The sequence below is a fragment of the Flavobacterium sp. CF108 genome, assembly GCF_900129795.1.
GTDB lineage: Bacteria > Bacteroidota > Bacteroidia > Flavobacteriales > Flavobacteriaceae > Flavobacterium.
Genome location: NZ_FQWW01000002.1, coordinates 361,509 through 374,981 on the forward strand (window position 1 = coordinate 361,509; position 13,473 = coordinate 374,981).

Sequence of the window (13,473 nt, forward strand, 5' to 3'; positions counted from 1 at the left end):
ATCAAATCTGAAATAGAAAAATTAGTGCAAATTTGTGGTAAAAAAAATTCAAGTATTTAGGCAATAAAAAAGGCCTGAAAAATTCAGGCCTTTTTTATATAAATCATAATCTTACGATTACAACAAAGCATCTAAGCTGTCAGCGTAGGTTTGTTTCGGAGCAACTCCTACTTGTTTTCCTACTACTTCACCGTTATGAAACACCAAAACGGTTGGTATGTTACGCACACCATATTTAGCAGCAAATTCCTGGTTAGCATCTACATCTACTTTACCAACCACAACTTTACCTGCATATTCATCACTTAATTGATCAATGATTGGACCAACCATTCTACATGGACCGCACCATGCTGCCCAGAAATCTACCATTACTGGTTTATCTGATTTTAAAACTACCTCGTCAAAAGTAGCATCTGTTATTGCTAATGCCATAATTATTTTTCTTTAAAGTTATTCTCAGTTTTTTGTCTCAGGAGACTTTTAATACTTGCAAAACTGAGGTACAAAGTTAAAAATTAAAAACAAATCATACACCATAAGCAAATTAGTTTTGATTATAAAAGTATCGTCAATAATTATATTGCCAAAAACCAAATTAATTATAAGCTTTACCTTACATTTGAAATTCGTCAATTTTATCTTATCTTTAATGGGCAGGAAATTCGTCAAAATGAACACAACATTACATAACGTAACAACATTTTTTCAATCGACAGGATTTAAAAAATACGCCAAACGATTTGGTATTTTTGTCGTTGTCTTAGTTGGAATACTTTTGCTGGCTTGCGGTGGATTAGCTTTATATTTCGACCAAAATAAAACAGAAATTATTGCAAAAATCAATACCAAAATTAATGAGAATATAAACGGAAAGTTTCATATTGGAGATTTTCAATATAAGTTTCTAACTGGTTTCCCTAATTTCACTTTAGCTTTAAAAGATGTCGAACTCAAAGACAATAAATGGAATACCCATCACCATACTTTACTAAAAGCACAGGAAATTGAAGCACGTTTAAATGTTTGGAATTTGCTGCGAAAAGAAATCAACATTCATAAAATCCTGATTAACGACGCCGATATTTATATTTATAAAACAGAAGACGGTTACACAAACTCTGATATTTTTAAACCAAAAAAGAAGAAATCGCCCGAAAATAAATCAAAACCCGAAACTACAATTGACGAAATCGACCTCAACGATGTTCATATTATTATCGATAATCAATTAGGAAATAAATTGTTTGATTTTGATGTTCATAATCTAAATTCAAAAGTAGATTATGACGGAGACGACTGGAATACCGATTTATTTCTAGACACTCAAATAAACAGTTTAGCTTTTAATACCGTTCACGGAAGTTTTGCCAAACAAAAAGAACTCAAAGGAACGCTGGCCGTTTCCTATCAAGCCGACAAACAAAAAATTGATGTTTCGACCAAAAACTTAAAAATTGGTTCTGATTCATTTGATATTGTGGCATATTTCAACGTTGGTAAAAACAATTCCCTTTTCGGAATCAATATTAATACGCGTATTTTATGGAGTAACGCTTCACATTTATTATCCGGAAATATTAGTTCGAAACTGAATCGGTTTGATTTGAAGAAACCAATTGATGTAAACTGCGATCTAAAAGGCGATTTAAATGTTCATGACGATCCTAAAATTGTGGTTCAGGCTGTAGCCAAAAACAATGAACTCAATATTCCCGACGGGCGAATTGACAAATGTAATTTCAGGGGAATTTTTACGAATAATTTCAAACCAAAAAACGGGTTTAACGATCCAAATTCGGCTGTTATTTTAACCCGATTTTCGGGAGAATATGAAAATATTCCACTTTCAATTCCGCAAGTTGTAATTAGTAATCTCGAAAAACCCATCGCAACGGGAATCGTAAGTTCTGATTTTGATATTGAAAAACTTAACGAAGTAAGCAACGAAAAATGGATTCATTTTGAAGAAGGCCACGCCAAAGCTAATTTGAAATTCCAGTTTGATATTGTCGATTTGTACATTAATAAACCCAGATTTATAGGAAGTGTTAATGTTGACAACGCTTCATTTCATTATATCCCGAAAAATGTTCACGCAGTAAAAACAAACATTCATCTTGATTTTACTGAGAAAGCTTTACTTATTAAGCAAATTGCTTACAAACACAAAAAGAATACGATTTTTGTAGAAGGAAAAATCGATAATTTCCTGAACTTATATTACGATGCACCCGAAAGTATGGTTGTAAACTGGAACATTTACTGCCCTAATATTGATCTCAAACAATTTCTTGGTGTTTTGGCAACTTCTCAAAAAAAGAAAACAGTTGCAAAAAACAATAAAAGAACAACAATTTCAAGTCATTTACGAAACGTTATCGAAAATTGCATTGTTGTAATTGATATTAAAGCAGATAATATCAATTATAATAAACTAACGGCAACAAATACAAGAGCTACAATCTCAATGTTGGATTCTAAACTAGTTATAAAAAATGGTTCGCTTCAAACTTCTGGTGGGAGCATTACTTTTAACAGCGAACTTTTACCAAGCGGAAAAAATTATGCTTTTAGTTCAAACGCTCAAGTAAACAGGGTTGATATTGCAAGTTTTTTAAGATCATTCAACAACTTCGGAATCAAATCTTTTAATCCAAATAACATTAAAGGAAGACTAACCAGCACTGCAAACGTAAGCGGATTTATCAATAGCAACGGTGAATTAATTACCAATTCAATGCACGGAAAACTCGATTTCAAAGTCAATCATGGAGCTTTAGTAAACTTTGAACCAATTGTAAAAGTGGGCAAATTTGCTTTTCCGTTTCGTGACGTCAAGAATATAACGTTCAGCGATTTATCCGGAAACCTCAACATGCGCGGCGAACAAATCGACGTAAATAATTTAACCATAAGTTCAAGTGTTTTAAACATCGATGTTGACGGAGTTTATTCTTTCGGACGAGGAACCAACCTCGCCTTAACAATTCCACTAAGAAATTCTAAAAATGACGCCAAACTCGCCACCAAAGCCGAACGCGATGCGGTTCGTGAACGTGGTATTGTGCTTCATTTACTTGCTGTTGATGATGGAGGAAAAATGAAGATTAAGTGGGGGAAGAAGGAGAAATGAAAAACAATTATGACATATTCTGAAAACAAAATAAAGGTTCTACGTTTCGAAGAGGAAAATGGTTTTTATACAACTCCTCAGCGAAGCCAGCTTATGTCAAAAATTAAATCAAAAGATACAAAACCAGAAATTCTCTTTAGAAAAGAATTATGGAAAGCTGGGTTAAGATATAGAAAACACAATAAAAAACTTCCTGGTAATCCAGACATTGTTAACCAAAAACACAAATTGGTCATTTTTATTGACGGTGAATTTTGGCATGGATATAATTGGTCAGAAAAGAAAACAAAAATAAAGACAAATCGAGAATTTTGGATACCAAAAATAGAGAGAAACATGCAACGTGATCAGGAAAACAAATTAAAGTTAGAAAATTTAGGTTATAAAGTTTTTCGCTTTTGGGAACATGAAATTAAGAAAGAAACTAAAAAATGTGTCGAGTTAGTTTTCTTGTATTTAAATGATCTTTAACGAATTAAAAAATGAAATATTTTTTGTTCCAATTTAGAACAAAAAATACGCTTAATTATGAGTTTTTTTCATTTATTTTTGTAACCATTGTATAACGTTAAACAACTTGGTTATGAGTGATTATATTTCATTGTCTGAAGCATCGGAACTATTAGGGAAAAGCAAAGAAACTTTGAGACGTTGGGATAATGAAGGTAAATTGAATGCTGTACGCGAACCTATGAGTAATTATAGAGTGTACAAAAAATCAGAAATTAATACTCTCTTTTCAAGTTTTATAGATGATGAAATACAAGAAACGATTTCCAATTATGCAGAACCAGAGCACAATTATACTGTTTTAGAGCTTTTTGCCGGAGCAGGTGGATTAGCAATAGGAATGGAAAAAGCTGGATTAAAATGCGTTGCTCTTAATGAAATCGATAAATGGGCATGTGAAACATTAAGAACTAACAGACCAAACTGGAATGTGTTAGAAGGAGATATAAAACAATTCAATTTTTCTGAATATCATAATAAAGTAGATGTTGTTACTGGTGGTTTTCCATGTCAGGCATTTAGTTATGCAGGTAAAAAACTCGGTTTAGCTGATGCTCGAGGAACATTGTTTTATGAATTTGCTAGAGCTGTAAAAGAAGTAAACCCTCCGATTTGTATTGGAGAAAATGTTCGTGGCTTATTAAACCATGACAACGGCAAAACAATCCAAGGTATGATCTCAATTTTAGATGAAATTGGTTATAATGTTGTACCTGTTCAAGTTTTGAAAGCAATTAATTTTAACGTTCCCCAAAAAAGAGAAAGATTAATTTTAGTTGGTATTAGAAAAGATATTGATTTGAAATATGAATACCCAAAACCATATAAAAAAATATACAATTTAAAAGATGCTTTAAAAAAAGGCGATTTATTTGATTCCGACGTTCCACATTCAGGAGGTTCTAAATATCCCAAAAGCAAAGTTGATGTTTTAAAATTAGTTCCACAAAAAGGATATTGGAGAGACCTACCTGTAGAGATTCAAAAAGAATTTATGGGAGGAAGTTTTTATTTGGGAGGAGGAAAAACTGGTATTGCACGAAGAATTGGTTGGGATGAACCTTGCCTAACTCTAACTTGTAGTCCTGCACAAAAACAAACTGAAAGATGTCACCCAGAAGAAACAAGACCATTTACTGTACGTGAATATGCTAGAATTCAAACTTTTCCAGATGATTGGAAATTTGCTGGATCTATCGCTCAACAGTATAAGCAAATTGGTAATGCTGTACCTGTAAATTTAGGTAAAGAGGTTGGATATTCTATTATAACTTTCCTAAATCAATACTATAAAATAACTAAAGAATTATAAATCTACTATTCTTTAGTTATTGAAATATTTTTCATTTATTTCTTTAGCCAAAGTGGCGATTGTCTCTTCAACAAGATGACTCCCATCAACTTCTAAAGCAACATCGCCTATTGCATCAATCAACTCAAAATAAAAATCTTCTTTTCCAGTAAGTCTATACCAAAAATCTTTCCCTATTATAACGGGATATGAATCAGATATTTTTTTATAGTGGGTACTTAGTTCTGATTTTTCACCATAGACAACACCAACAATCATATCATCAATTCCAACATTTAAATTATTAGTTCTCGAACGATTTCTTATTCCTTTGAAATGATTTACGATAGTTGTTACATCATCATGATTAATTGTATTTGGACCAGCTTTTAATTGACAATATTTTTTTCTCCCGTCTATAGCATCTATAAAAATAATATCGAGTCCATAAGTTATTGAACCTTCGAGACCCTGAAATAGTGTACTAATTAATTTTTGGATTTTCATTCCAAAAGAAGTAGTTATTGAAGGTCCCAAAACCCTAGGCAAAACAAGAGCTCTTGCTATACTCTCAGCATTGTCATTTCCTGTTAAAAAGTTTGCTAAATATTTGAATAAAAATGGGTTTATATTATATTCAGAAAGTTTACCAGCTCTTTTGCAACCACCTTCTATGTGACTTGTAACAATTTCTTTTCTAAAGAAATCTTGAGCATTTTTTAATATTTGTTTTCTTTGAATATCATCCATCATTAATCGTTTGAAAATTTAAGCTAATCTAATTAAAATATTTTATTCCAATTACTATAATTGTTAAAGATTCTTCGTACTTATTTAATACGATAAATATTTTGTTGAAATTCTTTAAAGAATCATATTCATTACTAACTTATCAATCTTGAGTAAAACATCTATCAAGAATATGAAAAATATAAACTAGAAGTTCAACTAATTTTTATAAGCCTTATATTTGACCTCAACAATCCAAAAACAAAAAAATGCCACCATTAAGACTTTGGACACGAGATGAATTTATTCTTACTTTCAATTTATATCTTACAATTGAATATAAAAAAATTAATGATCAAAATACAGACGTGATTAAGTTTGCCAATCTAATTAACAGAAGTCCTGGTTCAATATCGATAAGATTAGCCAACTTTGCCAGTGTAGATCCATATCATCAACAAAGAGGCGCTGGAGGGTTAAAAAATGGAGGAAATACAATTCAGTCTATTTGGGATGAATTCTATAACGATCGAGAAAAACTATTATTTGAAAGCGAAGAAATTCTTGCCCAAAAAGAAAGTACATCCATTGAAAATAAATACAAGAATATTCTTTTTGATCTAAAAGACTTAAAAGGAGAAACAGTCATTCGTGAAATAAAAGCTAGAGTGAATCAATGTGTTTTCAGAAAAATGGTCTTAACAAACTATTCGTCAAAATGCGCAATAACAGGAATTGATATTCCTGAATTATTATTCTCCAGTCATATTATTCCTTGGTCAGAAAACGAAAATGAAAGATTAAATATAGAAAATGGAATTTGCTTCTCTGCGCTTTATGACAAAGCGTTTGATAAAGGTTTGATTGGAATAAATACAAATCACGAAATAATATTTTCTGATGCACTAAAAAAGAAAAAGGAAACAGAATTCTTCAACAGATATTTCAGTTCAATCGAAAATCAAAAAATAGTATCTGCTCAGATTACTCCAAGAAAAGAATTTCTAGAGTATCATTTAGACACAATTTTCAACAAACAAAAAAGCCACTACATCTAGTGGCTTTTTACATTTTCTTAATCTTCAACCTCAAAATAAGGATTTAAAATCTCGGCTAATTCATTCAGCCAATAATAACCTTTTTCAAGATTTATTTTTTCCGTTTGAAGCGTTTCGCAATCCCGAATTATACTTAAAGCAATTAAATAATTGATTTGCCGAATCGCTTTTGCCAGACTTTCTGGATCAACAGTTTGGTTGAAGAAATCTGCTAAACGAATTTCTGTTTCTTTGGAAAGGGTGTTTGTACTCATATTTTTTGCATTTAGGAAATATAAAACCCGCATAGCTACAGGTGTCCTACGCTGCAAAAAGAGCGTTGCGGTTGTTTCCAATACCGCCACCATACCACACGGGCAAGAAGATTTTTCGAGTTCATATTTTTTGCATTTTAGGAATTGCAAATATATCAAAAAACACAAGCAGATTATGTGTTTTTCTTACAATTTAGTTTACTTGCTGTTGTGGCGTTTCTAGTGCGATTCTTCCTTCTTCAGAATAAAAAATTAACCCTAAAAATATCATAATGTTTTATTAACTCGTTTGGCTTTTCGGTCTAAAAAAAATAGCTTTGAGAAACAAACATTAAATATAAACCGTTATGAAGATTCAAATCAATACCGACAAAAACATCGAAGGACACCAAAGATTAGAAAAATATTTCTCTGAAGAATTAGAAAAAGGTTTAGCGCGTTTTGAGGATAAAATCACACGCATTGAAGTACATTTTGGAGATGAAAATGGAGAGAAATTCAGCTTAAATGATAAAAAATGTGTTCTTGAAGTTCGTACAGCAAAATTACAGCCAATCACTGTAACAGAACATGCCGAAACTCTTGAAAAAGCTTTTAACGGTGCTTTGAGCAAAGCTAAAAAAATACTTACTACAACTTTCGAAAAACTGAAAGCACACTAAATTTCAAAATAAATAAAAAAAAGACGTTTCAGATTGAAACGTCTTTTTTTTATTTATTTTGAAAAGGTTCAAAGATGCAAAGTGACAAAGGTTCAAAGTTTTCTTTGCGCTTGTTTTACTTTGTGTCTTTGTCACTTTGCATCTTTGAACCTCTTCTTTATGATTTTGGCAGCGGAGCTCCTACGGCGATATCGCAGCGATGGCCTGGCTGTCCGTGTGCTGGGTTCATTCCTTCTGCGACTGTTTTATTTGCATCTGTGCTTAATAAAGCAGGAACTGCATTTCCTGCAGGAACGGTAACGTTTTGTGTCATTGTTCCACCTTGTGGTGTTGAAGCTGCCGGAGTAGTTTTAGCCGCTACTGGAGAATTTAAAGGCGCTCCAACCGGAATATCACATCTATGTCCCGGCTGTCCGTGCGATGGATTCATTCCTTTTCCAACTTTTACAGGTGCAGCTACTGTAGTAGTAACCACATTTTTTTGATTCGGATTTACTTGTACGGTTTGTCCAGCTTGTGTTTGAACTTGCTGCGTTTGTTGTACTTGCTGTGTTGGTACAGAGTTTAAAGGTGCTCCAACGGCAATATCACAGCGGTGTCCCGGTTGTCCATGAGCCGGATTTAATCCAGATGTTCCTATAACCGCACTTGGGTTTGAGGCTGGCACCTGAGCCTGTGTCTGCTGCACTACTGAATTTGTTTTTGTTGTATCTTTTGCAAGTCCAAGTCTTACCAATTCAGATGTTGAAGTACTTTCTTGTGGTTCTAATTCCTTTTTGCAGGAAACAAAAAGTAATGAGGTTATAGCGAGTGAACTTATAAAGATTTTTGGATTCATATTTGGGATATTTTAAAGCACTCAAATATAATTGTTTTTTCAATTTAAACCATATAAGTTATGTAAGATAATTTAAGTTTTGGAGACTTGCTTTGTCGTTTAATCTTGTAAAGTCGCGAAGTTTTTTTTGCACGCAGATTTGGCAGATTTTGGCAGATAAAATTTATAGAAAATCTGCTTAAATCTGCGTGAAACCTTTCATAATTTAAAAATTCCTTACCTTTAAACTAAAATACTATATTCCATGAAAAAAACAATTCTACTACTTTTATTCGTTGCTTCTTTTGCAAATGCTCAAACCGACAAAGACAAAATCAATCAAACTCTTGATGCGTGGCATAAAGCTGCTGGCGAGGTAAAATTTGATGCTTATTTTAGTCCTTTGGCCGATGATGCAATTTACATTGGCACTGATGCAACCGAAAACTGGACTAAAAAAGAATTTTCTGTTTGGGCAAAACCGTTTTTTGACAAAGGAACAACCTGGAATTTTAAAGCACTTGAACGTCATATCTTTTTTGACAAATCAGGGAAAACAGCTTGGTTTGATGAATTATTAGATACACAAATGAAAATCTGCCGTGGTTCTGGAGTTTTAGTAAAAGTGGGTAAAGAATGGAAAATTCAGCATTATGTATTATCCATGACAATTCCGAATGATGGGGTTGATGCCGTAACCAAAATAAAAGCACCAATTGAAGACGCTTTGATTGCGAAGCTTCAAAAAAAATAAACATTTTTATGCTTTATTCTTATAAACATAACTTTTATAGGGCTTTATAAGCGTCGGTATCAAATTAATTATAGTATAATTGACAATATTGGGTGTGTTTTGGAATAGTAAAATGAAAAACTATTAAAAAAGCGATCAGTATTTTACAAAATCGACTAAAATCAAAACACAGCCACTATTTTAACAGCCCTTAAAATCTAAACATTTAATTTTTTTTAACTTTGACCCCAAAAAAAATAGGGTTCAATAAAGTATTTGAAAAAATGAAAATAGAGAAACGCTGGATCATTTCCTTTATCATTATCAGCATCGTTTGTATTATTGGGGCTTTTTGGCCAAATGTTACTGAAAATAGTTATGTATTGTCTGAATTTGGCACAACCGATCACATCGTACCTGCGGATGTTGCCTGGATGTTAACTTCTTGTTGTCTGGTTTTAATCATGACGCCGGGATTGTCTTTCTTTTATGGCGGAATGGTAGGCCGTAAAAATGTGATTTCAACCATGCTTCAAAGTTTTATCTGTCTGGGTGTTGTAACACTTTTATGGGTTGTTGTGGCTTTTAGTCTTGCATTTGGTGAACCTGTAGGTTTTGGTTCTGGAGATCATTTTTATAGTTTCTTCGGAAATCCAACCACTTTTGCCTTTATGGATTATGTAAATATTCTTCCTCATAAACAATTGGCAAGTACGATTCCGTTTATGTTGTTTGCTTTGTTCCAAATGAAATTTGCTATTATTGCTCCGGCCATTATTACGGGTTCGTTTGCAGAACGTGTTCGTTTTATATCGTATTTATTATTCATCAGTTTGTTTACCATTTTTATTTATGCGCCTTTGTGCCATTCGGTTTGGTATCCAACAGGAGTTTTAGGAAGTTATTTTGGCGTAAAAGATTTCGCCGGAGGAACTGTAGTTCACATGAGTTCTGGTTTTGCAGCTTTGGCGGGTGTTTTAGTTTTAGGAAAAAGAAAAAACAGTCAGCATATTCCAACCAATATTCCGTTTGTATTATTAGGAACGGGAATGTTATGGTTTGGCTGGTTCGGATTCAACGCTGGTTCTGCGCTTGCAGCCAACGGAACTGCTGCTATGGCTTTTGCAACTACTACAACTTCATCGGCAGCAGCCATGTTAACCTGGGTTTTCTTTGATAGAATGAATGGAAGAAAAGTTTCTGCTCTTGGAGCTTGTATTGGAGCCGTTGTAGGTTTGGTAGCGATTACTCCAGCCGCAGGATTTGTTTCTGTTCCAGAAAGTATGTTCTTCGGATTCGTTACGGCTTTGGTTTCAAACTCTGTTGTAAATTGCCGTTTATCAAAAAGATTTGATGATACGCTTGATGTTTTTGCCTGCCACGGTGTTGGAGGAATTATGGGGATGATTCTAACGGCTATTTTTGCGCATGGTGAAAATGCAAGTTTATTACACGGAGGCTGGAATGTATTTGCGCATCATATGATGGCATTAGTTCTGGTTTCGATATTTACTTTCTTTGGGGCTTATTTCTTATTTAAAGTAACCAATTTCATTATTCCGCTTCGTGTTTCTGAAGAAAACGAACACATCGGATTGGATTTATCGCAGCACGATGAAACATTAGATCCAAAATTAAAACCAATTACAGAACCGCATTACGGTTGAAAATATATTTTTTTGCCACGAATTACACTAATTTTCACTAATTTTTTTCGATTATATAGATTAAATTAATTCGTGAAAATTAGTGGCAAACAATTTAAACATATAGTCCCTACGGGACATTTTTATTGGTATCATATCTTTTTACCGATATATAATCTCTACGAGATATGCTCCGTTAGGAGCTAAATATCGGTACAAACAAATAATCCACACCTTGAAGTTGTCCCATAGGGACTACACAAATTAATGTTTAGAAAAAATCTTTTTAATCCCAATAATTTGTGGCAAAAAATTAATTCGTGGAAATTCGTGCAATTCGTGGCAAACAATCTAAATATATAGTCCCTACGGGACATTTTCATTAAACCGACTTTTTTTTCTACCGACATTTAGCTCCTAACGGAGCATATCTCGTAGAGATTATATATCGGTAAAATCAATATCTCTCTCGTTGAACTTGTCCCGTAGGGACTACACAGATTAATGTTTAGAAAAAATCTTTTTAATCATTAAAATCTGTGGCAAAAAACTTTAAAACCCAATTGCGCTATTTTCATTCGTTTATATTCCTTAATTTTGCTGAAAATTTTTGTAAAAAGTGGGAAGTAAAAATAAACTAAAAAGATTCAGAGAAAACGAAACATTTCAAAACGTTTTTCAACCAACAAGAGAAGAAGTTGTAGGCAATTTAATGCCTTTGAGAGGAAAATGGAATTCGGATTTCTTTAAAAATGATAATCCTCTGGTTTTAGAATTAGGATGCGGAAAAGGTGAATACTCAGTTGGATTAGCAGAAAAATATCCCAACAAAAATTTTATCGGAATTGACATTAAAGGTGCGCGTTTCTGGCGTGGTGCTAAAACGGCCGTTGAAAACGGACTTCATAATGTTGCTTTTGTTCGTACTCAAATCGAACTTATAAATCATATTTTTGCCGAAAATGAAGTGGATGAAATCTGGATTACTTTTCCAGATCCGCAAATAAAATACAAGAGAACAAAACACAGAATGACGAATTCTGAGTTCTTGAAATTGTATAAAAAAATCCTTAAAAAAGACGGTGTCGTAAACCTTAAAACCGACAGTGAATTTATGCACGGTTATACGCTTGGACTTCTTCACGGAGAAGGCCACGAAGTTTTGTATGCCAATCATAATGTGTACAGAAATGAAGGAAGCCCGGAGGAAGTTACTGCTTTTCAAACATTTTATGAAAAACAATATTTAGAAATTAACAAGGCAATTACGTATATTCGTTTTAAAATTAAAGACTAATTTAATTTTGAAAAACATCTTTTAATCGCTTAAACTACTGAATGGTATATCTTACTCCATTACTTTCAGGCTTTATTGCCGCTGCAATTGGGATTATTCCGCCGGGATTAATCAATATGACGGCAGCCAAAATAAACCTGAAAGAAGGAAAAAAGAATGCTTTGTGGTTTGTTATTGGCGCTGTTTTAGTGATCTTTTTTCAGGTTTACGTCGCAGTATTATTTGCGCAGGTAATTGATAATCGCCCAGATGTTGTAACCTTATTACGTGAAATAGGTTTTGTTATTTTTTCGATCTTAACCATATACTTTTTGTTTATTGCCAAAGAGCCAAAAACCAAAAAGAAATCGAAGATTAAAAAGAGCAGTAAAAGAAGCCGTTTCTTTCTTGGAATACTGCTTTCTGCATTAAACTTTTTCCCCATTCCGTATTATGTTGTGGTAAGTGTAACTTTGGCTACATACAATCTTTTTGTGTTTGAAAACAGCATTATTTTCACTTTTGTTTTAGGATCTGTTTTGGGTTCGTTTGCTGTTTTGTACAGTTATATTGGTTTCTTTGAAAAGATTGAAAAGAAAACCGATTACTTAATGCGAAACATGAATACTATTATTGGAAGTATTACGGGTTTAGTTGCCATTGTAACGCTTTTTAATATTTTGAATTACTATTTCGGATAAAATTTATTGGCCACAGATTTTACGGATTAAAATGATTTTTTTACTTTGTGGTTAAATGTTTTACACGGATTTATTTAGCATATCTAAAAGGATTTAAAAAAAATAATCTGTATAAATCTGCAAAATCTGCGGGAAACTTAAATTTTAAGACAAAGTAAAAAATCATTTTAATCCGTAAAATCCGTGGCGAAAAAAAACTAACTTATGGCTGAGGAAAATTTTTTCGAAAGAGTTTATGTGATTGCCAGACAAATTCCGTTTGGGAGAGTGACTTCTTATGGCGCAATTGCAAAGGCTTTAGGAACTGCACGTTCGGCACGAATGGTAGGCTGGGCGATGAATGCGTGTCATAATATGGACGATGTTCCGGCGCACAGAGTGGTAAACCAAAAAGGGCTTTTGACAGGAAAACATCATTTTGACGGAACTAATTTAATGCAGCAGCTTTTAGAAAACGAAGGTATTAAAGTGGTAAACAATCAAATCGTCGATTTCGAAAAACATTTTTGGAAACCTGAAGTGCAGTATTAAATGTTTCACCATATAAGTTATATAAGTTCATTTTAGAGCTTCCTGCAAGGTTTCCAAAACCTTGTAGGTATAAATTTCTTTTAACTAATTACCTATAATTGGTAGCTATAAAATACCTACAAGGTTTTG

At 33.1% G+C, this 13,473-nt stretch carries 14 protein-coding genes; 10 read left to right on the forward strand and 4 right to left on the reverse strand.

All coding sequences use genetic code 11. From position 1 onward, the window contains the following. Positions 1 to 117: 117 nt before the first annotated feature. Positions 118 to 435 carry a thioredoxin gene (gene trxA / locus BUE10_RS06870; RefSeq protein ID WP_012023423.1) on the reverse strand — a complete coding sequence of 106 codons (318 nt, stop codon included), beginning with the start codon at positions 433 to 435 and terminating at the stop codon, positions 118 to 120. Positions 436 to 673: 238 nt separating this feature from the next. Here trxA and BUE10_RS06875 point away from each other — a divergent pair, with 238 nt between their 5' ends. The 3 genes from BUE10_RS06875 to dcm all read left to right on the forward strand — a co-directional run bounded on the left by BUE10_RS06875 (position 674) and on the right by dcm (position 4,958). Then, positions 674 to 3,136: an AsmA family protein gene (locus tag BUE10_RS06875; protein ID WP_073484188.1), complete on the forward strand. Its 2,463-nt coding sequence runs from the start codon at positions 674 to 676 to the stop codon at positions 3,134 to 3,136. A gap of 9 nt (positions 3,137 to 3,145) precedes the next feature. Then, a complete protein-coding gene (locus BUE10_RS06880) occupies positions 3,146 to 3,607 on the forward strand; it encodes a very short patch repair endonuclease (protein WP_073483588.1) in 462 nt (153 codons plus the stop codon). A 106-nt stretch (positions 3,608 to 3,713) separates the two neighbouring features. Continuing rightward, positions 3,714 to 4,958, forward strand: a complete 1,245-nt coding sequence (dcm, locus tag BUE10_RS06885) for a DNA (cytosine-5-)-methyltransferase (RefSeq protein WP_200801710.1) — start codon at positions 3,714 to 3,716, stop codon at positions 4,956 to 4,958. Positions 4,959 to 4,970: 12 nt separating this feature from the next. On the opposite strand, the gene BUE10_RS06890 is transcribed toward dcm, so the two are convergent. Continuing rightward, the gene (locus BUE10_RS06890; RefSeq protein ID WP_083597986.1) at positions 4,971 to 5,687 is read right to left on the reverse strand and encodes a PmeII family type II restriction endonuclease; all 717 of its coding nucleotides are present in this window, start codon (positions 5,685 to 5,687) and stop codon (positions 4,971 to 4,973) included. Between the two features lie 248 nt (positions 5,688 to 5,935). Here BUE10_RS06890 and BUE10_RS06895 point away from each other — a divergent pair, with 248 nt between their 5' ends. After that, entirely contained in the window at positions 5,936 to 6,724 is a 789-nt protein-coding gene (locus tag BUE10_RS06895; protein WP_073483594.1) for an HNH endonuclease, read from the forward strand. Between the two features lie 17 nt (positions 6,725 to 6,741). Here the strand turns inward: BUE10_RS06895 and BUE10_RS06900 are convergent, their stop codons facing one another. Then, positions 6,742 to 6,978 carry a hypothetical protein gene (locus BUE10_RS06900; protein WP_073484191.1) on the reverse strand — a complete coding sequence of 79 codons (237 nt, stop codon included), beginning with the start codon at positions 6,976 to 6,978 and terminating at the stop codon, positions 6,742 to 6,744. Positions 6,979 to 7,325: 347 nt separating this feature from the next. Between BUE10_RS06900 and BUE10_RS06905 the strand changes: the two genes are divergently transcribed. Continuing rightward, positions 7,326 to 7,640 (forward strand): HPF/RaiA family ribosome-associated protein, encoded by a 315-nt coding sequence (locus tag BUE10_RS06905; protein ID WP_073483596.1) that lies wholly within the window; start codon positions 7,326 to 7,328, stop codon positions 7,638 to 7,640. 157 nt (positions 7,641 to 7,797) lie between these two features. Here BUE10_RS06905 and BUE10_RS06910 read toward each other — a convergent pair whose 3' ends face one another. Beyond that, positions 7,798 to 8,478, reverse strand: a complete 681-nt coding sequence (locus BUE10_RS06910; protein ID WP_073483599.1) for a hypothetical protein — start codon at positions 8,476 to 8,478, stop codon at positions 7,798 to 7,800. Positions 8,479 to 8,722: 244 nt separating this feature from the next. Here BUE10_RS06910 and BUE10_RS06915 point away from each other — a divergent pair, with 244 nt between their 5' ends. From BUE10_RS06915 to BUE10_RS06935, 5 genes are all read left to right on the forward strand, one after another. Beyond that, a complete protein-coding gene (locus BUE10_RS06915) occupies positions 8,723 to 9,211 on the forward strand; it encodes a nuclear transport factor 2 family protein (protein ID WP_073483601.1) in 489 nt (162 codons plus the stop codon). A 263-nt stretch (positions 9,212 to 9,474) separates the two neighbouring features. Continuing rightward, positions 9,475 to 10,857: an ammonium transporter gene (locus BUE10_RS06920; RefSeq protein ID WP_073483602.1), complete on the forward strand. Its 1,383-nt coding sequence runs from the start codon at positions 9,475 to 9,477 to the stop codon at positions 10,855 to 10,857. Between the two features lie 598 nt (positions 10,858 to 11,455). Beyond that, complete coding sequence (gene trmB, locus BUE10_RS06925) at positions 11,456 to 12,133, forward strand: tRNA (guanosine(46)-N7)-methyltransferase TrmB (protein WP_056206595.1); 678 nt, start codon at positions 11,456 to 11,458, stop codon at positions 12,131 to 12,133. A gap of 41 nt (positions 12,134 to 12,174) precedes the next feature. Continuing rightward, positions 12,175 to 12,813 (forward strand): LysE family transporter, encoded by a 639-nt coding sequence (locus BUE10_RS06930; RefSeq protein WP_073483604.1) that lies wholly within the window; start codon positions 12,175 to 12,177, stop codon positions 12,811 to 12,813. A 204-nt stretch (positions 12,814 to 13,017) separates the two neighbouring features. Continuing rightward, complete coding sequence (locus BUE10_RS06935; RefSeq protein WP_053469923.1) at positions 13,018 to 13,344, forward strand: MGMT family protein; 327 nt, start codon at positions 13,018 to 13,020, stop codon at positions 13,342 to 13,344. Positions 13,345 to 13,473: the final 129 nt, after the last annotated feature.